17 protein-coding genes and 1 pseudogene are annotated in these 21,511 nt (G+C 73.9%); 1 reads left to right on the top strand and 17 read right to left on the bottom strand.

All coding sequences use genetic code 11. The annotated features are described in order from the left end of the window. Nucleotides 1-110 precede the first annotated feature (110 nt). The 8 genes and pseudogenes from J2S58_RS10615 to J2S58_RS10580 form a co-directional block, all read right to left on the bottom strand. Nucleotides 111-1,118 (bottom strand): hypothetical protein, encoded by a 1,008-nt coding sequence (locus tag J2S58_RS10615; RefSeq protein WP_306828110.1) that lies wholly within the window; start codon nt 1,116-1,118, stop codon nt 111-113. A 50-nt stretch (nt 1,119-1,168) separates the two neighbouring features. Then, the gene (locus J2S58_RS10610) at nt 1,169-2,233 is read right to left on the bottom strand and encodes a hypothetical protein (protein ID WP_306828108.1); all 1,065 of its coding nucleotides are present in this window, start codon (nt 2,231-2,233) and stop codon (nt 1,169-1,171) included. 407 nt (nt 2,234-2,640) lie between these two features. Next, nucleotides 2,641-3,147: pseudogene (locus tag J2S58_RS19205) on the bottom strand (ATP-binding cassette domain-containing protein); the annotation flags it as partial. Then, nucleotides 3,144-3,542, bottom strand: a complete 399-nt coding sequence (locus J2S58_RS10600) for a GntR family transcriptional regulator (RefSeq protein WP_306828103.1) — start codon at nt 3,540-3,542, stop codon at nt 3,144-3,146. The gene J2S58_RS10600 and the pseudogene J2S58_RS19205, both read right to left, overlap by 4 nt. 388 nt (nt 3,543-3,930) lie before the next feature. Then, nucleotides 3,931-5,112 carry a CaiB/BaiF CoA transferase family protein gene (locus tag J2S58_RS10595; protein WP_306828100.1) on the bottom strand — a complete coding sequence of 394 codons (1,182 nt, stop codon included), beginning with the start codon at nt 5,110-5,112 and terminating at the stop codon, nt 3,931-3,933. A gap of 61 nt (nt 5,113-5,173) precedes the next feature. Further along, nucleotides 5,174-5,965, bottom strand: a complete 792-nt coding sequence (locus tag J2S58_RS10590) for an SDR family oxidoreductase (protein ID WP_306828098.1) — start codon at nt 5,963-5,965, stop codon at nt 5,174-5,176. Between the two features lie 109 nt (nt 5,966-6,074). Next, a complete protein-coding gene (locus J2S58_RS10585; protein ID WP_306828097.1) occupies nt 6,075-6,305 on the bottom strand; it encodes a hypothetical protein in 231 nt (76 codons plus the stop codon). Between the two features lie 102 nt (nt 6,306-6,407). Next, nucleotides 6,408-7,367, bottom strand: coding sequence for a LysR family transcriptional regulator (locus J2S58_RS10580; protein ID WP_306828095.1), 960 nt, complete (start codon nt 7,365-7,367; stop codon nt 6,408-6,410). A gap of 116 nt (nt 7,368-7,483) precedes the next feature. Between J2S58_RS10580 and J2S58_RS10575 the strand changes: the two genes are divergently transcribed. Beyond that, nucleotides 7,484-9,649: an MMPL family transporter gene (locus J2S58_RS10575; protein ID WP_306828093.1), complete on the top strand. Its 2,166-nt coding sequence runs from the start codon at nt 7,484-7,486 to the stop codon at nt 9,647-9,649. Nucleotides 9,650-9,682: 33 nt separating this feature from the next. Here the strand turns inward: J2S58_RS10575 and J2S58_RS10570 are convergent, their stop codons facing one another. The 9 genes from J2S58_RS10570 to J2S58_RS10530 form a co-directional block, all read right to left on the bottom strand. Further along, nucleotides 9,683-10,558 (bottom strand): PGAP1-like alpha/beta domain-containing protein, encoded by an 876-nt coding sequence (locus tag J2S58_RS10570; protein WP_306828091.1) that lies wholly within the window; start codon nt 10,556-10,558, stop codon nt 9,683-9,685. Between the two features lie 46 nt (nt 10,559-10,604). Beyond that, a complete protein-coding gene (locus J2S58_RS10565) occupies nt 10,605-11,594 on the bottom strand; it encodes a trypsin-like serine peptidase (RefSeq protein WP_306828090.1) in 990 nt (329 codons plus the stop codon). Between the two features lie 3 nt (nt 11,595-11,597). Next, on the bottom strand, nt 11,598-13,283 hold the full coding sequence (locus tag J2S58_RS10560; protein WP_306828088.1) for a S8 family peptidase: 1,686 nt from the start codon (nt 13,281-13,283) through the stop codon (nt 11,598-11,600). Beyond that, on the bottom strand, nt 13,280-13,570 hold the full coding sequence (locus J2S58_RS10555) for a hypothetical protein (RefSeq protein ID WP_306828085.1): 291 nt from the start codon (nt 13,568-13,570) through the stop codon (nt 13,280-13,282). The genes J2S58_RS10560 and J2S58_RS10555 overlap by 4 nt, the downstream gene beginning before the upstream one ends. Further along, entirely contained in the window at nt 13,567-13,815 is a 249-nt protein-coding gene (locus tag J2S58_RS10550) for a hypothetical protein (protein ID WP_306828083.1), read from the bottom strand. The genes J2S58_RS10555 and J2S58_RS10550 overlap by 4 nt, the downstream gene beginning before the upstream one ends. Nucleotides 13,816-13,824: 9 nt before the next feature. Further along, nucleotides 13,825-14,805 (bottom strand): hypothetical protein, encoded by a 981-nt coding sequence (locus tag J2S58_RS10545; RefSeq protein WP_306828082.1) that lies wholly within the window; start codon nt 14,803-14,805, stop codon nt 13,825-13,827. A 109-nt stretch (nt 14,806-14,914) separates the two neighbouring features. After that, nucleotides 14,915-18,859, bottom strand: a complete 3,945-nt coding sequence (locus tag J2S58_RS10540) for a helix-turn-helix transcriptional regulator (RefSeq protein ID WP_306828080.1) — start codon at nt 18,857-18,859, stop codon at nt 14,915-14,917. A gap of 148 nt (nt 18,860-19,007) precedes the next feature. Further along, nucleotides 19,008-20,354 carry a hypothetical protein gene (locus tag J2S58_RS10535; RefSeq protein WP_306828078.1) on the bottom strand — a complete coding sequence of 449 codons (1,347 nt, stop codon included), beginning with the start codon at nt 20,352-20,354 and terminating at the stop codon, nt 19,008-19,010. A gap of 289 nt (nt 20,355-20,643) precedes the next feature. Then, complete coding sequence (locus tag J2S58_RS10530) at nt 20,644-21,492, bottom strand: SDR family oxidoreductase (protein ID WP_306828076.1); 849 nt, start codon at nt 21,490-21,492, stop codon at nt 20,644-20,646. Nucleotides 21,493-21,511: the final 19 nt, after the last annotated feature.

The following is a 21,511-nucleotide window of genomic DNA, read 5'->3' as shown; positions in this document are numbered from 1 at the left end:
CCTCGCGTTCCGCTGCGGTCACCCTGGCAGACGGCGCGGGCGCCCGCAGCCGGACCCGTCGGGCCCGCCCCTCGCCGGGCCCGGTGAGCCTGCATCCGCGTGGCGCTCGCTCAGAGCACCCGACGACGCAGGCGCAGCCACCCCACCGCCAATACAAGCCCGGACAGCACCAGCAGGCCGCCCGACCAGAGCGTGCGGACGATCCAGAAACGGGACTCGGGGATGGTGTCGGTGTACCGCCCGGCTATCCCGGCCAGGGCGTAACAGCGGTCCAGGGTCTCGGTGCCGTCCGGGTCCTCGACGGCCGACTCCGGCTGCTCCCACAACACGCAGTTGCCGTCCCAGGTGATCGGATCACCGGCGGCGTCGGTGTACCCGTTGCGGAGGAACCACGCCCCCTGGGGAAACATCCGGGCGGACTCGCCCCTCGACACCGGTTCCACGGTGCGGTCCGCCGTGGCCAGGTGGGGACGGGCGAGCTCCCCGACGTAGACGACGGCACAGCAGAGCACGCCGGCGACGACGATCGCCCCGACCGTGGACCGCCCCAGGACGCCCGCCGTCATCCCCGTCGCGGCGGCCACGATGCCGATCACCGCCGGGCGGAACGACGTGGCCAGGAAGTCGGACGGACCCATGTCCATGCCGGCCTCGGCGAACGGCCAGTACCGGAAGGCCCAGGTGGCGGTCATGCCGACGGCCAGCAGCACGAGGGCGAGCGGAACGAGCACGACCAGCACCTTGGCCACCCACCACCGGGTGCGACCGACCGACTGGGTGAGCGCGAGCACCTGGGTCCGCTGTTCGAACTCCCGCGCGAAGACCGGGGCCCCGGCCAGCGCCCCGAGTCCGATGGCCAGCAGGACCACCCCCAGATGCAGGATGCCGTAGGACTCGCCGAACCGGGTGTAGACGACCTGGTCGATGACATTCTGGCAGTCGCCCGTGGGCTGGACCGAGAACGGTTGCGGGCAGGACGGACCCGCGAGGTCCTGCAGCTGAGCCACGGCCCGGTCGACCATGATCCGGTGGACGATCAGCGCGGCCAGGGCGAGGACGCCGAGGCCGGCGATGAGCACGAGCAACGGACGGTGCAGCCGGGCGGCGACCCGCAGCACCCCCGGCCATCCTGCGGAGCGGGACGCCGTGCGAGGGCCGACGGAGGTGGTCACAGGACCCGCCGGCGCAGTCCGAGGTACCCGGCGGCCAGCACCAGGCCGGAGAGGAGCAGGACCCAGCCGGCCCAGACCACCCGCAGGAGGCCGAACTTCGACGCCGGGAGCACATCGCTGTAGTCCGAGGAGATCCCTTGCTGCGCCAAGCACCGCGCGTAGAGCACCTGGTACTGCTCCTGTGACGGCGGGTCCTCGGTCGGCAGGAGGCCGAGGTTCTCGCATGCTCCGCTCCATTCGATCGGTTGGCCCGCGGCGGTGAGATATCCGGAGTCGACCCAGAGGACGTCATCGGGGATGACCGGCACCGACGTGTCCATGACCGGCTGCTCGTACCGATCCGCGGTCAGCATGTGCGGCCGGAGGTACTCGCCGCCACTCACCACCGCGACGGTCAGCAGGACGGCGGTGAGCACGGCGGCGACGGTCGACCGCCAGAGGATTCCGGCGGACAGTCCCAGCGACATGGCCAGAACGGCCACCGCGGCGGGGATGAAGGAGCGGCTGACGAAGAACTCCGTCGCCATGGGTCGGTCGGCCCAGGCGAAGACATCCAGCGACCAGCTCGACACGGCGCCGACGGCCAGCATCACCGCCACCACCGGGACCAGGACGACGAGCACCTTCGCCGCCCACCAGCTCGTGCGCCCCACCGACTGCGTGAGTGCCCACACCTGGGTGCGCTGCTCGAAGTCCCGCGCGAACACCGGCGCGCCGGCCAGCGCCCCGGACAGCGCACCCAGTCCGACGCAGGCGAGGGCGAGAACAGCGCTGGTCAGGCGGAAGTCGCGGTGAAGGGCGTCCTGGACGAAGGCCTGGCAGAGCGGGCCCGTCGGGCCGTCCGTCCGGCACTCGACGGCGGTGGCCAGGATCCGGTCGCTCTCCTGCCCGGCCCGGACCCGGACGAGCACGAGCAGTCCGATCAGGAGGACGCCGAGCGTCGCGCAGCCCGACACCAGGGCGCGGTGGATCCGCCAGACGGCGCGCAGCAGGCTGGGCCGATGCTCCGGTGCCGCTGTCGGCGTCACGCGGGGTTCGCTCGACACGGCCGGGCCGCTCATCGCGTCACTCCGTCCGCGGGCGGGCGGGCGCCGTCGCGGTCGATGCGCAGGTGGGCCATGACGACCTCGTCCAGGGTGGCGGGCGCCTGGGACCAGCCCACGGGCAGCGGCGGGGGTGTGCCGTCGAGCAGGACGGTGGTCTGCCGGGCGGCGTGGTTGATCTCGACGACGCCGGACGCAGGCAGCCAGCCGAGGCCGCCGACACCGTCGGCCGTGCCCGGTCCGACGAGTACCTGGTGGGAGCCGAGGATGTCCTCGACGGCACCGTTCAGGGTGATGCCGCCGCTGCGGACGAGCAGCAGATCGTCGCAGGTGTCCTGGATCTCGCTGATGATGTGTGAGGACAGCAGCACCGTCATCCCGGTGTCCATCACCTCGGTGAGCAGGGTCTGCTGCATCTCCACCCGGGCCAGCGGGTCGAGATCGGCCAGGGGTTCGTCCAGCAACAGCACGCTGGGCCGGCGGGCCAGTACCAGGGCCAGGGCGAGGCGGCTGCGTTGGCCGCCTGACAGCGACCCGATGCGGGCCGTCATCGGCACCTGCGCGTCCTCGATGAGCCGCAGCGCGCGGGGCTCATCCCACCGCCGGTTGAGCCGGCCGGTCACAGTCACCATGTCGCGGACCCGCATGCGCCGGTAGAGGGGCTTGTCCTGGGCGAGATAACCCAGGGCGGGGTGCATGGCCTTCGTGTCCACCGTCGCGCCCCGCACGTCGATGCGGCCCTCGGTGGGTTCCAACAACCCGGTGGCCATCGCCATCAGGGTGGACTTCCCGGCCCCGTTCGGGCCGACCAGGGCGGTGATCCGGCCCTCCCGCAACGCGAACGAGCAGTTTCGCAGAGCCCAGCCCCGGCGGAACCGACGGCCGACATCCACCGCTTCCAGGGGGGTCTCGACCGCTGTCGTGGCGCTCATCGGATGCCTTCCGCGTCGGGGTACGCCTGGTCGGTCCAGGCCTTCATCAGTGCTTCGGTCTCGTGCCGGGCCAGACCGGACCGACGGGCCTTCTCCACCCAGGCGCCCAGCTCCGCGCCGAGGGCGGAGTGCTGATCGCTCTCCTCCCGGGCGAGGTCCCGGGTCACGAACGTGCCGGCCCCGGCCCGTGCCTGCACGAGCCCTTCGCGTTCCAGCTCGCGATAGGCCTTGAGCACGGTGTTGGGGTTGATCGCCGTACTGGCCACAACTTCTCGGGCCGTGGGCAGTTGATCACCGACGTGCAAGCGTCCCAGCAGCAACGCCTGCCTGGTCTGCTGGACGATCTGCAGATAGGTGGCCACCCCCGCTCGCCGGTCGATCCTGTACTCGATCACCGCGATTACACTAGTCAGTTAGTGAATTAGTGCAAGGGCGGGATCCGGGAGATGTGCGGGGGAGCGCCTGGGGGCGGTGGGTGTGCACGCGCCTGGGTCTGTCGTTCGCGCCCGCGATGCGGGGCGCGTTCACGCAACCGGGGCGCGTAGGGGTTCGGGGTCGGGGCGGTGGGTGTGCACGCGCCCGGGTCTGTCTTTCGCGCCCACGATGCGGGGCGCGTTCACGCAACCGGGGCGCGTGCGCGGCCGGGGTCGGGGCGGTGGGTGTGCACGCGCCCGGGTCTGTCGTTCGCGCCCGCGATGCGGGGCGCGTTCACGCAACCGGGGCGCGTAGGGGTTCGGGCTCGGGGCGTTGGCCACGCCCCGAGCCGTCGACCGCCCCCCGAGCTCAGCCCTCGCGCAACCAGGCCCGCACGGCATCCCCGTCCCCGTCGAGCACCGGGGGTGCGCGGTGGTCGAGCTTGGTGGTCTCGACGTCCGCACCGTCGAAGAAGCGCAACGGTGATCCGGGAAGGGTTGTCGTCCCCAGTGTCTCGTGCTCGACGTCGACGAGGAGGTGCTGGGAGCGGGTCTGTTCCCACTCGTACACCTCGCCCAGCGTGCGGACCTTGCCGGCCGGGATGCCGGCGGCGTCGAGTCGGGCGAGCAGCGGTGTGCTGTCCTGATCGGCGAACGCGGCTTCCACCAGGGCGATGACCTGGGCCCGGTGCTCCACCCGGTCGGGGTTGGTGGCCAGCCCGGCGGCGTCCGGGTCGAGGTCGAACTCCGTGCAGAACCGCCGCCACAGCGTCTCGCTGCCCACGGCGATCTGCACGGATCCGTCGGCGCAGCGGAACAACCCGTACGGGCAGATGGACGGGTGGTGGTTGCCCTGGGCGTGGCCGACCTGCCCGGCCACCGTCCACCGGGTCCCCTCGAAGGCGTGCACTCCGACGATGCCGCCGAGCAGGGAGGTGCGGACCCGCTGCCCCCGGCGGGTGGTCGCCCGTTCCACCAGCGCAGCCAGCACGCCGACCACCCCGTACAGGCCGGCCAGCAGATCTCCGACGGGAACGCCCACGCGCTGCGGGTCGTCCGGGCCGGACCCGGTCAACGACATGAGACCGGCCTCCCCCTGGGCGATCTGGTCGTAGCCGGCCCGACCGCCCTCCGGACCGTCGTGTCCGAACCCGGAGATCGACAGGGTGATCAGCTCGGGATTGAGCGCGGTGAGCCGGTCGGTGCCGAAACCGAGGCGGTCGAGCACACCGGGACGGAAGTTCTCCACCAGGACGTCGGCCCGCTCCAGCAGGGCGCCGAGGGTGCTCCGGCCGTCGTCGGACTTCAGGTCGAGGACGATGGACTCCTTGTTCCGGTTGCAGGACAGGAAGTACGTCGACTCAGCGCTCGCCGCGGGATCGTCGGGCCGGACGAACGGCGGGCCCCAGCCCCGGGTGTCGTCACCCGTGCCCGGGGTCTCCACCTTGATGACGCGGGCACCGAGATCGCCCAGTACCATGCTGGCGTGCGGTCCGGCCAGGGCACGGCTGAGATCGACGACGACCAGCCCCGCGAGCGGGCCGGCGGTCATCGGGCGGGCGGCGGTGCAGAGGTCATGCCCCAGTGGAGCAGACCACCGACCGGACCGCCGGTCAGGAGAACCACATGCCGCCGTCGACGACGATGGACTGGCCCGTCATGTACGCCGCGTCCGGGGAGGCGAGGAACGACACGACCCCGGCCACGTCGTTCGGGGTCTCCAGGCGGCCCAGCGGGATCACCCCGAGCATCGCCTGCATCTCCGAACCCAGCTCGGTGCCCTTGCGCTGCGCCAGGGCCTGGTCGATGGATTCCCACATCGGGGTGTGCACGACGCCCGGGCTGTAGCAGTTCACCGTGATGCCGTGCTCGGCCAGTTCCTGCGCCGCCGACTGGCTCATCCCGCGGACTGCGAACTTCGACGCCGAGTACGCGGCCTGGAACTTGCCGGCCCGGTGCGAGGCGACGGACGCCGCACCGATGATGCGCCCGCCGCGGCCCTGCTCGATCATCTGCTGGGCCGCCGCGCGGTAGCAGTGGAACACCCCGGCCAGGTTGACGTCCATCGTCGTCTTCCACTGCGCCGCAGTGGTTTCCACCAGCGGAACGGTGATCGCGATCCCGGCGTTGGCCACCATCACGTCGAGCCCGCCGTGCGCCTCGACGTGATCGGCGACGGCGGCGTCGACCGCGTCCGGGTCGGTGACGTCCACGGAGAGCGGGATCGCCGTCCCCCCGGCCGCGGTGATCTCGGCGGCCACACCGTCCGCGGCGGCGCGGGCCGAGCCCAGATCGGCGACCGACACGGCCAGACCGTCGCCGGCCAGGCGCAGGGCGATGGCCCGGCCGATGCCGCGGGCGGCCCCGGTGATCAGGGCGGAACGCTGGGGGGTGCTCGTCGTCATGGATCCTCGCCTCGTCGCGGTGTCGTCCGTCGGGTGCCCGACCCCGGCACCGTATCCACTCGCGGGATCGCCGGGTGACAGCGCTCCCGGGCGTCGCACCTCGGGGCGCTCAGAGCCTGGTCAACCCGATGATCAGGAAGACGGCCCCGGCGACGAGACAGACCCAACCGAGGATGCGCATGTACCGCGCGGAGTAGATGAACAGACTCGACGGGGACTCCTGCCCGGGCGCCAGGCTGTGTCGACGATTCCACCGCGACAGTGGGCCGGCGAAGGCGATCAGGAGGGCGCCCATCACCAGGCCCGTTCCGGCGAGACCCCACAGGTAGTCCAGGCTCACGAACTGCTCCTCCCCGGCGACGACGGCCCCGGTGTGATCATGCCCAAGCCGGCCCACGCGGACGACGCGGGCCTGGATGACGCGGGTGTCGGGCCGCGCCGGTCAGGGTGTGGCGGTCAGGTGGGCCCGGTCGGCCCGCGGGGCCCACCACTGCCCCCGGGGGCCGCGGGCGGCGGTCAGGTCGGGGACGGGCGGGAAGGCGGCGAGCACCGTGTCGACCAGGTGCGTGGGCAGCCGTCGCCGCCACATGGCCCACCACGCGAACACCGGCACCGGCGCGACGAGGGGCACCCGCCGAACGCCCGGGACGGGTGGCGCCGTCATCAGGGAGCCGAAGAACGACGCGGGGGCGCGGCCCTCGGTGACCTGTTGCACCCAGTGCGTGAAACCCATCGTGGAACCGCCGTAACCGATGTCGAGGCCGAAGTCCGCGGCGAACTCGTCCAGCAGCTCGGTCCACTCCGCGGGAGCGCCGGTCATCGGGAACCACAACGGATGATCGGTCAGCTCGGCACAGGCCACCTCGTCGCGGTCGGCCCAGGGGTGGTCGGCCGGCACCAGCACCTCGATCGTCTCGATCAGGGCCGGTCGTCGGTCGAGGTCGGCCGGCCAGGGCGACGGCACGGGGCCGATCCGGCCGAGGGAAATGTCGGCCGTGCCGCTGCGCAGGGTCTCCACGACGGTGCCGGCCCCACGGGTCACCGCCTCCAGGTTCAGGTCCGGGCGAGCGGCGGCGAGCCGGCGGACGAGGGGGAGTGGAGCGAGGTTCTCGTCGAGGACGTCGATGCGCAGCGGCCCGGTCCGGGACTGGACGGAGGCGACGGCGGCGTCGATCGCCTCCACCGCCCGGCGGGCGTCGGGCAGCATCCGTTCCCCTGCCGCCGTCAACGCGACCCGGTGCCGGTCCCGGTCGACCAGCCGGACCCCCACGGTCTCCTCCAGTCGGGCGATCCGTTTGGACACCGCCTGCTGGGTCAGGAACAGCTCGTCGGCGGCTCGGGAGAAGTGCAGGCCGTCGGCCACCGCGACGAAGGCACGCAGCAGGCCGGTGTCGAGGTCCACTCCGCCATCCTTCGTGACAACCAGGGGTTGTCAACAACGTGCCGACGGGTGTTGGCCGGACGAGGTCGCCCGGGCGTGAGCTGGGCGGGTCCTGCCACCGACCCCCGGGAGACGCCATGACCCTGGCTCCGGCACCACCCCACACCGCCCGGTCCCCTCGCGCGACGGCCCGGCCGTCGGCGCTCCAGCGCCTCGGCGTCGGGTGCGCCCGCCGGCCCTGGCGGGTGATCGCCGGTTGGGTGCTGGTCGCCACCCTGGTGGCCGGGCTCGCGGCCCTGGCCGGCGGCAGCTTCCGGGACGAGATGACCGCGCCCGGGTCGCCGAGCGACCGCGCCACGCAGAGCCTGCGCGCGAGCTTCCCCGACCAGTCGCGCGCCACCGCTCGGGTGGTGCTGACCTGGCCGGACACCCCCGCCCCGGGGCCCCGGGACGCCGTGGTGCGGCAGGTCACCGATGCGCTCGCGGCGGTGCCCCGGATCGACGGCAGCTCGGTGCGGCTCGACGGGGCGGGCCGGACGGCGCTGATCGACGTCCGCTACGACGCCCCGTTGGCCGACCTGGACGCCGCCGGGCTGACCGACGCGACCACGTCCGTCGTCGGCGAGGCCGTCCCGGCCGGAGTGGGTGTCGCGGTGGGCGGGGAGCTCCCGGAGAGCGTCCAGGGGCCCGACGGCACCGCCGAGCTGATCGGGGTGGCCGTCGCGCTGCTCGTCCTGCTCCTGGTGCTGCGATCGGCCTGGGCTGCGTTGCTGCCGCTGCTGGTGGCCGGAGCCGGGCTCGGGGTGGGTCTCGGGCTGATCATGCTGCTGTCCGCGGTGGTCAGCCTGACCAGCGTCAGCCCCACGCTGGCCAGCATGATCGGGCTCGGCATCGGGATCGACTACGCCCTGTTCATCGTTTCCCGGCACCGCAGCGCACTGGCCGACGGGGTGATGCCCGTGGACGCGGCGGGGCGGGCGGTCGTCACCGCCGGCCGTGCCGTCTGCATCGCCGGCGGTGCGGTCCTGCTCGGCATCTGCGGCCTCGCGTTCAGCGGCGTCCCCGGCTTCGCCTGGATGGGCATGGCCACCGGGCTGGTCGTCCTGACCACCGTGCTCGCCGCGCTCACCCTGCTCCCCGCCCTGCTCGGGCTGCTCGGGCACCGGGTGACCGGCCGGGGGCGTCACGACGCGGACGTCGCCGAGTCAGCCCGGGCCCGGCGGTGGGCCCGCCGGGTGGTCCGCCGTCCCGTTCTGGTGGCGGTGCTGGCCACCGCCGTCCTGCTCGCCCTGGCCGCGCCGGCCCTGGGTATGCGGCTCGGCCAGAACGACGCCGGCAGCGAGGCGCCGTCGGCCCCGACGCGGCAGGCCTACGACGCGGTCGCGCAGGGGTTCGGCCCCGGTGCGAACGGCCCGCTCGTCGTGGTCGCCGAGCGGGACCGGCTCTCCGACGCGGACATCGTCGCATTGACAACGGGTCTGGCCGGCACCCCGGGCGTCGCCGGGGTCGGCGCGGTGCAGGAGTCGCCGGACGGGAACATCGCGGTCCTCGTCCTCACCCCCACCACCGGGCCGCAGGACGCAGCCACCGCGGACCTGGTGGAGCGGGTCGCGGCGTCGCTCCCGGCGGGGGCGGCACTGACCGGGCCCACCGCGGCGATGCTCGACCTGACCACCACGCTGTCGGCCCATCTGTGGCAGGTGGTGCTGGCCGTCCTGGTGGCGACCTTCCTGCTGCTGCTGGTCGTGTTCCGGTCCGTCCTGCTCGCGGCGAAAGCGGTGGTGGTCAACCTGTTGTCGATCGGCGCCGCGTACGGGGTGATGACGCTGGCCTTCCAGACCGAACCGGGCGCGGCGCTGATCGGCCTCGGCCAGCCGGTGCCGATCGCGGCGTGGGCGCCGGTGGTGCTCTTCGCCATCCTGTTCGGCCTGTCCATGGACTACGAGGTCTTCCTGCTGACCTCGATCCAGGAACGTCACGAGCAGGGCGCGGGTGCAGCGGACGCGGTGGTCGACGGCCTGTCCGGGACGGCTCGGGTCATCGTGTCGGCCGCGGCGATCATGGTGGCCGTGGCGGCCGGCTTCGCCCTCGATCCGGGGGTGATGATCAAGATCATCGGGGTCGGGCTGGCCGTGGCCATCCTGCTGGACGTGACCGTGGTCCGGATGCTGCTCGTCCCGGCCGCGGTCGCCGCCATGGGTGAGGCCAACTGGTGGCTCCCGCGCGGGCTGCGGTGGCTGCCCCGATCGGTCGCCCACGGGGCCGAACCCGGATCCTGTCCGCCGACTGCAGGACGACGGTGAGAGGGGAGCGGCTGCGACGTGAGATCGGTCGGATCAGTGGTCGACCAGGGTCCGGCTCATCACCCGGCCGATCGGATCGGCGACCTCCGGGTGGGCGAGGTAGCGGGCGATGGAGTGGGGTTGGTCGGCGTTCTCGACGCGGACGTCGGTGAGCGGGTCCCCCCAGATCGGCCGGAACGGGTGGCCCAGGGCGACGACGTCGTTCACGTCGTAGGCGGTCAGCCAGGGCACCCCGGGGTTGGTGCGGCCGGGGGTGCGCAGATTGCGCTGCACGGCCTCCAGGGCCAGCGGCGAGCCGGCCGTCACCCACAACCGAGTCCGGGAACGGATGTCCGGGTCGTCGAGCAGGTCGCGGGCGACCACCGTGCCGAGGCTGTGGCTGACCACGACGAGGTCACCGGTGGCCGGTACCGCGGCCCGGACGATCTCCAGCACCCCGTCCCGGGCTCGGGTCAGGTAGACCGCGACGTCCTTGAGGAAGGCGCCGATGATCTGCTGGTCGACCCGGGTGTGGTCGGCCAGCCACCGCAGGGCCGTGCGGGCCGGACCCCAGGCCAGCAACGCGTCCAGACCCTCCGGTCGGATCATCCCGGCCTGGAGGGCCAACTGCGCGATCAGTTGCCGTTCCACCAGGCCGGCGTCGGCGGGCAGGTCCGGGTGCAACGGTCCCGGCACGCCGGGGGCCGGCAGCGACTCCAGCTGCACGTGCGCGCCGGTCCGGGTCAACTCGGCGGTGACCCGGTGGAGCTCGTCGGCGTAGAAGGGGAACGCCACGGTGGGATCGCCCAGCGGGGCGCGGCCGGCGGCGACCAGGCCGGAGTCCAGGGCGGTGAGCCAGTCGCCGCGCAACACCGCGGGGTCGCGGAACTCCTGGCCGCGACCGTGCAGGAACACCAGGGTGGGGGTCATCGGGGTCTCGTCTCGTGTGGGGTGCGGATGGGGGGATGCGGGTGGGTCAGGACGGATCGAGCAGGGCGCGGACCAGACGGCGGTGGTCGGCGGGGAGGTCGCCGGCGAGCGCGCGCAGGCTGCGCAGGATGCGGCTGACCCGGGCACCCTCGTTGCCGAGGTAGTCCAGCGCGTCCTCGCCGAGTTCGGGGGTCCATCGCTGTCCGGTGCGGGCCAGCGGATGACCGTCGGTGTCGGTGCGAGGGACACCGCCGTGGTGCAGGGCGACCATCTCCCACTGGTCGTTGAACACCGGCGCCCCGGACGATCCGGCACGGGTGTCGCTCTCGTAGCGGAGCCACAGGTCGTCCTCGGCGACCATCCGGTTGTCCCGGATGCTGAAGCTCTGCCGATCGCCGCCGGGGTGATGCACGACGTTGAGATGCTCGCCGTTGACCGCCTTTCCGGTCTGCTCGACGAGGGTCAGATGGCCCCAGCGCGCCCCGGCGCGGCGGGTGCCGCGGTCGGCGACGGCGATCAGGGTCCAGTCCAGGTCCGCGTCCGTGAGGAAGAACGCGTCCGGTCGGCACGCCCGCCGGTCCGGGGCCGGTTCTCCGCCCTCCCCGTCGTAGGCGAAGCCGAACTCGACGGCCAGCTCGGCGGCCGTGTCGGTGTCAGGGCAGACGTGGTTGTTGGTGAGCACCAGGCTCGGGGTGACCAGGGCCGCCGTCCCCACCGGGCGCACCGGCTGACCCCGGCGGGCGTGCACCACCCGTCCGACCGAGCGGGCGGCGGTCAATCCGGCCACCAGGAACGGGGAGAACACCGAGTCGTCCCGGTCGACCAGGCCCTCCAGTCGCAGGCCACGATCGGCGAGTCGACCCCGGCGGCGGGCCAGGTCGGCCGGGGCGTTCGCCATGGTCAGGTCGCGGGCGGCGACGGCCCGGGCCGTGGCGGCCCGCTGCTCGGCGCTGCCGTGCCAGCGGCCCAGGATGCCCGCGGTGACCGAGGAGGCCAGGTCGGGTGCCGGACCGACGGGGGCGGCGATCGGTGCCACGGCTCAGCCCAGCCCGGCCAGGACGAGACCAGCACGGATGCGATCGAGCAGCTCGTCGACCTCGGTGCGCAGGACGGTGCCGGCGGCCGGCCGGTCCGGGCCCAGCCCCAGCGCCCGGGGCGCGTCCGGCACACCCGCTCCGGTCCGTCGTCCGTCCCCGACGTCGAGCGGGACGGCACTGCCGAGGATCAGCTCGCGGACCCGGTCGACCCGGGCCGCGTTCCGCGGCGCACCCTGCAGATCGGGGTGATGGGCCAGGACCAGGGCGGCCAGGCCCGCGACATGCGGTGCCGCCATGGAGGTCCCGTCCCAGCAGGCGTAGCCGTCGGCGGGGACCGAGGACAGCACGGCGACCCCCGGCGCGCACACGTCGACCTCCGGCCCGTGGCAGGAGAACTCGGCGGAGAACAGTCCGCCGACCACCGGGCCGCCGGACCAGGGCAGGCGGGCGTGGTACGAACTCTCGGGATACTCGCCGGTCTTGCCCATGGCCGCGACCGTGATCACGTCCGGTGAGGTGCCGGGGAACGAGACCGGGCCACCGCTGTTCCCGGCGGCCACCACGCACACGATGCCGGCGTCGCGGGCCTCCCGCAGCTTGGCCAGGGCCAGTGCGGAGCTGCCCCCGCCGCCGAGACTCATGTTGACGACGTCGATCCCGTTGTCCAGGCAGTGGTCGAGGGCGTCGAGCAGGCTGCTGAGCCGCCCCCCGGGGAAGACCCGCAGCTCGTGCAGGGTGGCGGCCGGTGCGAAGCCCCGGATGCCACCGGCCGCGTCCGCCCCGGCGATGACTCCCGAACAGTGCGAACCGTGGGCGATGAGGTCGTCCTGCCAGCCGTCCGCCGTCGGGGGAGTGACCGTGAGGTCCTGCCCGTGGGTGACGTGGAGGAGATCGGGATGGGTCAGCGCCGCGGCGCCGGAATCGACGACCGCGACGTGCACCCCGGCGCCGTCGAAGCCCGCGGGCAGCAGATCCATCCGCATCAGGCGCTGGCCCCAACCGATGCTCTGGCGGGTGGGGAAGTCGGGGAGCCGGCTGGAGAGCGGTTGGACGGTCAGCCGGTTGTCCCGGCCGGGCAGCAGATCGGGCCCGTCCAGCCACAGGTTCCAGTAGCCCGATCGCGGGTTCACGAAGACCGAGCGCACGGTGGCGTCGTTCTCCGTCGTCAGGGAGACGGTGACCGACCCGCGCTCGTCGGTCGTCCCCTGCACCGGGGAGCCGCTGCCGTACACGTAGACCGCGGCGCCCACCACGGGTTCACCGGCCGGTCCCACCACGGTGATCGACCAGCTGCTGTCCAGCCCGAACGGGCTGAGCTGCATCGGGTCGACGGTCGGCAGCGGATCCAGCACGGGGTGCAGCAGCTCGTCCTCCTCGATCATCACCTGCGGATGACGGGCCAGTTGCGCGGCCGTCTCCGCGGACATCGTGGCCACGACGATCCCCTCGTCCCCGCCGTCGCCGCCAAGCCCGGCGGCCAGCACGCCGAGTCGGGGACGCAGCGTCCGGACGACCTCCACCGCGGGATCGGCGGTCAGCACCTGCAACAGGGTCCCGGCGTCCAGCGGGGTCATGCCCAGCGGCACCAGGCCATCTCGTCGGGCGACGAGATACTGGCGAGGTCGGGAGGTCTCGGCATCCAGGGTGTGGACGGTGGGGCCCGACGCGGGGGTCAGCGGGGTGGTCATGGTCGGGCCTCTCGGGGAACCGCGGGAGCGGGGGGGACGAGGTCGTCGTCGGGTTCGACGGTGACGGCGGTGTCGGCACGCAGGGCGCGGACGGTGCGGTCGGCCATCCGGGCGACCAGTCGGCGGGGCCGGCCCGCCGGCCCGGCCACCGCGAGGAGCTCGACGGCCGGGTCGGCGGACAGATCCGGGATCAACGCGGTCAGCACGGCCGGGGCGGCACTGACGATGTACCGCCGGCGCACCCCGGCCGGGCCGTCCGGGGGAAGTCCCCCGGTGGCGCCGCTCATGGTTGTGGCAGGGACGGATCGACCTGGCAGACCGCCAGGATCTGCCGGTACACCTGCACGGCCGCGGCGCCGGCCGCAGCGCCCCGGCCGTACAGGTCGACCGCCTCGGCCAGTCCCCGCAGGGCCGGCAGCAGGGCGGGACGCCCCCCGGCATGGACGGACAGGTGGGCGAACAGCCTGCGCAGCAGTTCCCCCGTCCGGTCGACGGTCACCGGGTTGCCGTTGGCACCGATCGTAGCGGTCATGGCCGTGACTCAGGCGGACGGCGGGACGACGGTGAAGGGGACGAAGCCGCCGGCGACACCTCCGACGACCTTGCCGATCGTCTCGCCGAGGTCCCTGTCGCCGAGCAGGTCGCCGACCCACCCGCCGGCCAGCGAGCCACCCAGACCGCCGAGGATGGAGCCGAAGATGCCCGCGGGGACCAGCACCAGATCCTGATCCGGCCCCTGCACGCTCGGCTGACCGGGCACCGCGCTCTGCGGGGTGACCCCGGCGGGGATCACCGACCAGGGCAGCATCTTCAGGAACGGCGAGGCGGCGTCACCGATCTGCTGGCCCAGGCCGGCATCGCCGACGAGGCCGCCCACGCCCTTGCCGACGATGCCGGCCAGCCCGCCCAGGATGTCGCCGAGGAACCCGGCCGGCACGAACACCATGTCCTGGGCCGGTCCGGTCGGCGCCTGGCCCGGGGTCGCGTCCTGCGGGGTGACCGCGGCCGGGACGACGGAGAACGGCAGCATCTTCAGGAACGGCGCGGCGGCCTTGCCGATCTGCTCGGAGATGTCGCGACGCCCGGTGATCCCGCCGTTGCTGCAGATGACGTCGGCCAGACCGCCGAGCAGGCTGCCGAAGAGCCCCGCGGGGACGAACACCAGGTCCTCGGTGGGCCCGGTGGGCTGTCCGGGAGTGGCGGACTGCGGGGCCACGCCGGCCGGCACCACCGACCAGGGCAGCATCTTCAACACCGGGGCCACGACGTGGCCGACGGACTCACCGGCGGACCTGTTCCCGAACAGGCCGCCGATCCCGCCGCCGATGGCACCGGCGAAGCCACCCAGCAGGTCGCCGAAGAGCCCGGCCGGCATCAGCACCATCTTCTCGCCCGCATCCGGGGTGGTGGGCGCCGTGGGCCTGGCCGTGGCGGCGTCGATCTGGCCGACCAGGTCGGCGGTGCTGGACGTCAGTGCGGCCACCGAGGTCGGCTGGTACGCGGAAGTCGTTGCTGCGGTCATGATCTCACCCCTCCTCTCCGATGGCCGCGCCCCCCTTGGCCGCGTCGCTCCATCGGATGAGGTCTTCACCGTGGCCCGTGGCCCGGGCGGTGTCGTGAGTACCGGGTACTCAACTCCGGCCGCGCGCGGCGGTGACCGGTACCCGGGTGGCGGGCATCGCGGGACGGACGCCGGTCCCGGACCGTTCCGGACGGTCGACGGGCCCGGGCCGGGCGGCCGGGTCCGCGGGTCGACCGAGCGCCGCGGCCAGTTCCTGTCGACTGCCCACCCCGCACTTGGTGTAGCAGTGCTGCAGGTGGTTCTCCACCGTGCGGACGGAGAGGTGCAGTGCGGCAGCGGTTTCCGCGGCCGTGACACCGGCGATGGCCAGTGCCGCCACCTCGCTCTCCCGCGCCGTGAGTCCGCCGACGCGAGCGGTGGGCCAGCCGGTGGGTCGGACGATGCCGGTCGCGGTGAGGGTCGTGGCAACCAGATGACCGGCCCGTGCCGCGGCGGCCGTGTCACCCACGGAACGGAGCAGCGGCTCGGCGCGGGCGGCGGTGTCCCCGGCGAGCAACGTCGAACCGGACGCGGCCCAGGCCAGCGCGAGGTCGAGCAGCGCGGCGCCGTCCCGGGTGTGCAACGCCTCCACCAGGCGACGGAGCGGTGGGTCGCCCGGGTCTGCCGCTGCGGGCGGTTGGCCACCGGGGTCGGCCCGGGCCAGGACGACCGCGGCGTCGAGCGCGACGTCGGGAGCGGTGGCCGACGCGGCGACCCGCCGGGCCCGTCGGGCGGCCCCGTGCGCGTCGCCGAGCAGCAGGTCCATCTCGGCCAGACGGACGGCCGCCCGCCCACTGGACGACCGCAGGCGCCCCTCCGCCTCGGCCGCCAGTGCGCGCGCCGTCGATCCGGCCGATCGCCAGGCTGCGCACACCGCGGCCAGAGCCAGAACCTCCCCCAGCAACGGGTCGGTGGGCACGTCCATCTCGAGCAGGCAGAGCGCCTGGTGTGCAGCGGTTTCCGCGGCGTCCGGCCCACCCCGCTCCAGGTGGGCCTCGGCCAGCAGGGCCGCGCCGACCGCGGTCGCCCGGTGGCACCGTGCCGCGATGCCGGCGCCGTGCAGGCGGGTGGCGAGGTCGACGGCGGTGACGGGATGCCCCGCACGCAGGGCGGACCGCACGGCGAAGGTGTGGTCGGCGACGACCGGCGGCGCGACCGACACCATCAGGTCCCGGGCCCGCTCGGTCAGCCCGACGACAGTCGTCGCGTCGACCACGGCGGTCTGCAGCAGGCCGTCGGCCAGCAGATCGGCGAGATCGGTCGGATCGGCCAGGGCATCGGCCGCGGCCCGGGTCAGCGGCCCGTCCACTGCGGCGGCGAGCACGGCCCGGACCGTCGCAGGACGCGCATGGACCAGACAGGAGTCCGGACCGCTCAGCTCGGGCGGCAGGACGAGGTCCCCGCCACCGATCAGCCCACGGCGCAGCTGCAGCGATCCGTGGTGCAGATTGTGTTCGACGACGGCCACGAGGGGCCCCGGCCGGCCCTCGCTCAGGTCGAGCAGTCGGCGCAGGGTCAGGGGTTCGACCGGGACGCCGAACCGTCCCACGCACAGCCGTTGCACCTGCTCGCCCGTCAGCGGCGGCACCGGCACGACCTGCAGGTGGCGGAGCGCGTGGCGGGACGCGCCCAGACGCGCCGCGGTCCGGCTGCGGGCGGTGGCCAGGATCGGGATCCGGCCGGCGGCACTCGCGTCGGCGATCTCCGCGGCCTCGTCGTCGGTGAGGTCCTCGAGGCCGTCGACGCACAGCAGGGCACCGGGAGGCAGGTCCTGGACCAGCGCATGCAGCTCGGTCCACGGCTGGGATGCGCCGGCCCCCGGACCGGTGGGCCGGAGGCGACGGTTCCGCAACACGAGGCCGGAGTGCCGCCGCGACAGGAGGTCCAGCAGGACGGATGCCCCGGCACCGGGCGGCCCGCTCACGGCGATACCCGGGCATCCCGGAGGTCGGGTCGCCAGTCGCTGCTCGAGGTCGACCACCAGCCGCGAACGGGCCAGGATCGGCCACCGGTGCGGGCCAGCAGCATCCATCCAGGACGCACCTCCCCCGCATCGCTGCCGTGCCGATCCCGTGCTGTGCTCGCGCGGCTTCTGCAGGAGCGGAGGACGGGCCCGCCGGATCGATACCTGTGGGAGGCACGGATCCGCGTGGCGCCGGCTCGGGGCACGCACACCGAGGTGCCGCGCACCCACCCGGAGGCGGATGCGCGGCACCACGGGCGCCGGGGTCAGGCGATGCGCGGCCGCCGCCGCACGGTCAGCGCCAGGCCCAGCAGGATCAGCACCAGGGCGGCCGGGACGGCGCCCCCGAGGCCGAAGCCGGTGGAGGCCAGCGCCCCCTGCGCCCTGGTCGGCATCGTGCCGGCCGACGCGGCCGGGGTGTTCACCGGTGCGAGGGCGGGAGCCGGACCGGCCACTACCCGCAGGATGCCCCCGCTGAGGCCGGGACCACCGTCGCGCACGAGGACCGGCAGGGCGGGCGCGATGCGCTGGGGCGTGGCCGTCTCGACGACCGGCGTGTCGGTGGGGTCGGCCGGAGCCGGATCCGTGGACTCCGTCGGGGTGGTCGGGGTGGTCGGGGTGGTCGGGGTGGTCGGGGTGGTCGGGGTGGTCGGGGTGGTCGGGGTGGTCGGGGTGGTCGGGGTGGTCGGGGTGGTCGGGGTGGTCGGGGGTGGTCGGGGTGGTCGGGGTGGTCGGGGTGGTCGGGGTGGTGCAGGTGCCGTCGGCGTCGCCGAGCAGCCCGATGCCGATTCCGCAGACGGTCACCGGGACGTCGACGACCGGGGTGCCGGGGTTGCCGGTGCCGGTTCCGCCCGGCGTGGTGCAGGTGGTGTCGGCATCGCCGAGAACCCCGGCACCGATCCCGCAGACCGTCACCGGGACGTCGACGATCGAACCGCCGCCGTTGTCGGCGGACGCGGTGCAGCCGCCGTCGGCGTCACCGAGGACGCCCGCACCGATCCCGCAGACCGTCACCGGGACGTCGACGATCGAACCGCCGCCGTTGTCGGCGGACGCGGTGCAGCCGCCGTCGGCGTCACCGAGGACGCCCGCACCGATCCCGCAGACCGTCACCGGGACGTCGACGACCGGGTTGCTGCCGGAGGCGCCGGGTGTGGTGCCGGCGGGGCTGGTGCAGGTGCCGTCGGCGTCGCCCAGGACGCCAACGCCCACTCCGCAGACCGTGACCGGGATGTCGACGAGCGTTCCACCGCCGTTGTCGGCCGGGGCGCTGCAGGTGCCGGTGGCGTCGTCGAGCACGCCGATCCCGATGCCGCACACGGTGACCGGGACGGTCACCACTGCGGGCTCGTCGTCCGCCGCGGGGGCAGGAGCGGGTGCGGGGGCGGGGGCAGGACTGTCGTCCTGGCCACCGGTGAGGACGTCGATGTCGACATCGGTCACGGTGACCGGCACGTCGATCAGCGCCGGCGCATCAGGGGCCGGGGCCGGGGCGGGCGCCTCGTCCCGGTCGTCGGTCAGGACGTCGATGTCGAGATCGGAGACGGTGACCGGCACGTCGACGACAGCCGGAGCGGGGTCGGGGGTAGGTGCGGGAGTGGGAGCGTCGTGTCCGTCGTCGGTGAGGACGTCCACGTCCACGTCGGTGACCGTGATCGGCACGTCGACCGGGGCCGGCGGTTCCGCTGCGGGCAGCGGCTCCGGTGCCGCGGCGTCGTCCTCGCCGTCAGTGAGTACGTCGATGTCGATGTCGGACACGTCGACCGGGACGCTCAGCACCCCGGGTTCGGCGCGGTGGTCGGACGGAGCCGGCGCGCCGGCCCGGGTGTCGATCGCGGCCTCGACGGAGGCGACGAGCAGGCCGCCGTCGTGGCTCAGGACGGAGACGTCTGCGGAGACTGCGACATCGGCCGACAGGTCGATCGGGGTGTCGGTGGCCGAGGCCAGGCCGGCGCCGAGGAAGAGCAGGCCGCCGGTGAGGGCGGTGAGGTGCAGGGTGCGGGTCAGGGCGGCGCGGTGCGCGCCGAACGGGGACGAGCGGAACGGTGACATGAGGGAACTCCCGTGGAGGGTGCGGATGGGTGACACGGGGTGCCGTCCACGACACGGGGGCGTGTGGGGTGCGGCGGCCCGTCCATGACCGACCGGCGCGGACCCCGTGACGATGGGGTGGGGGCGCGGTCGGGCTCCGGGGAGTGGGTCAGTCGGGGGAGAACGAGGGGCGGTACGCGCGGGCGGTGTCGCGCCGGTGGTCGGTGTGCGCGGCCAGCGAGGTGCCGGTCGGGGCGTGCAGGTCGGCGTCGGCGGTGACGACCGGGACGGAACCCGCCGCCGATCCCCCGGACACGGCGCCGGTGGCACACCCGCCCAGGGCCGTTGCGGCGGGGCTTCCCGCGGGGGCGGGCCGGCCGGGCAGGTCGGTGGTCGCTGCGGCCACCGGAGCGGGCGCGGTCGCAGCGACCGGGGGGACGGACGCCGGAGACGGCACGGCGCTCTCGTCGAGGGATCGGGCGGCGGCACGGAGGTCGCCGGTCGACCGGGGCGCACCCAGGGACCATGCCGCGGCGGCCACGGCCCGATCGGTGCTGGGCACGATCACCGGGACGGTGGGGGCCGACACCGCGGCGGCAGCCACAGCACCACCGGCGGCGGCGGTGTCGGTGGCGGTGTCGATGACCGGAACGGTGGCATCGAGCAGGGGGGCGACAGGAGCTGTCGGCACGATGATGCCGGCAGTCGGCAGAACGGGAGCCACCACCTCAGCGACCGGATCCACCGCGGGATCCACGATCGCGGGGACGGCTCCGGTGGCCGGGACGATGACCGGAGCGATGACCTCCGCGGCGGGCTCGAGCACCGGGGTGACGACCTCGACGACCGGCTCCACGACGGGGGTGACGACCTCGACCACCGGGGCGACCGCGTCGGTGAGCGGCTGGACCACGGGCACGACCGCATCGACCACAGGAGTTGCGGCCTCGACGACCGGAACGACCGCGTCCGTCACCGGACGTACCACCGGGGCGACCGCGTCGGTCACGGACTGGACCACGGGGACGGCATCGGCGACCGGGGCGGTCACGGGGGCGGCGGTCCGGGCGACCTCACGGACCGCCGGAGCGACCTGGTCGACGACCGGTGCCACCGGTGCGGCGACCTGCTCGACCACAGGAGCCACCGGTGCGACCGCACGCTCCACGACGGGCGCGGCCTGTCGGGCGACCGGGGCCACCGCCTGGGCGACCGGGGCGGCCACCTGTTCCACCACCGGGGTCGCCTGCCGGACCACGGGAGCGACGGCCTCGGCGACGGGAACGACCGCGTCAGCGGCCACCTCGCCCAGCTCGCCCACCAGGGACGAATCGGGTGCGGCCGACACGGTCGCCGGGGGAGCGCCGGCGCTCGCCTCCGATTCGGCCAACAGCGCGCCGAGCACCAGGGCGATCAGAGTCAGCCCGGTGACCATGAGTGCCCGGGTCAGCACATGCATCCAGGGCAGGCGGTTCCCCGTGTCGGACGGGGAGGTGGCCAGACAGAACTTCGTCACGGTCCACCCCCTTTCGTCGTCGGCGGGCATCGAGCCCTGTGATCGACGGTAGGTCGGCCGGGGGGAGCTGGTCATCGCCCGTCGTGATGGGAGTCACACACACGAGGCGTGACGAAGGCGTCCGATCGGGGGCCGGCGACCCCCGAGAGAGTGAACCGAACGGGCGATCTCGCACGATTCGGGGGCTTTACTGAACCGAGGCGACGATTCGGGTCATCGACGATCGGCACAGTGACCATTCGGCTCATCCCCGTGAGATCACCGCTCGATCAGCTTCGCTGGGTTCCGCTCAGCCCCGGGGAAGGCGCAGGAGGTCCCGCAGCGAGGTGGCCGGTCGACCCAGCAGCGCAGGGACAGCGTCACTCACCGTCGCCTGTTCGCCGGCAGCGATCGCGGTGTACGTCGACACCCACCCGTCGAGCATCCAGCGCGGGGCGGCACCGGCCCGGGAGGCGTAGGCCTCGTCGATCGTCTCCGGTCGGTAGCTCACCGACCGGCCCGTCGCCTCGGTCACCACGGTGGCCACCTCGTGGAGGGTCAGCGCGTCGGGCCCGGTGAGGTCGTAGGTCCGTCCGGCATGGGCGGCGGGGTCCTGCAGGACGGTGGCGGCCACGGCGGCGATGTCGTCGCGCGCCACCACCGAGACCCGCCCGTCGCCGGCCGGCCCCCGGATCACGCCGTCCGGCCCGGCCAGGTCCGGCATGAAGTCCGCGTAGAAGTTGTCGCGCAGGAAGGTGAACGCCGGGCCCGCGTCGCGGATGTGCTGCTCGGTGCCCCAGTGGTCCCGGCCGAAGGTGAAGGTGCAGTCCGCCGCAGCCCCGACGAACGACGTGTAGACGATGTGCTCGACGCCGGCGTCGGCGGCGGCATCGACGACCTTGCGCTGCAGAGCGAGCCGGTCGGGGTCCTCCCCCGCGGAGACCAGGAACAGGACGCCGACCCCGCCGAAGGCCGCGGTCAGTCCGGTCGGGTCGGCGAAGTCGCCGTGCACGGCCACCGCTCCGGGGAGGTCCGGTACCCGGGACGGATCGCGGGCGATCATCCGCTGGGCCAGCCCGGCGGCGGCCAGCCGGCGGGCGACGGCGCCGCCCAGCTGTCCGGTCACCCCGGTGACGGCAAGGGTCGGGGTGTCGGTCATGGTGGCCTCCGGTCGGGGC

It is taken from the genome of Nakamurella flavida, assembly GCF_030811475.1.
Lineage (GTDB): Bacteria > Actinomycetota > Actinomycetes > Mycobacteriales > Nakamurellaceae > Nakamurella > Nakamurella flavida.
This window is presented reverse-complemented; position numbering and strand designations above follow the sequence as displayed.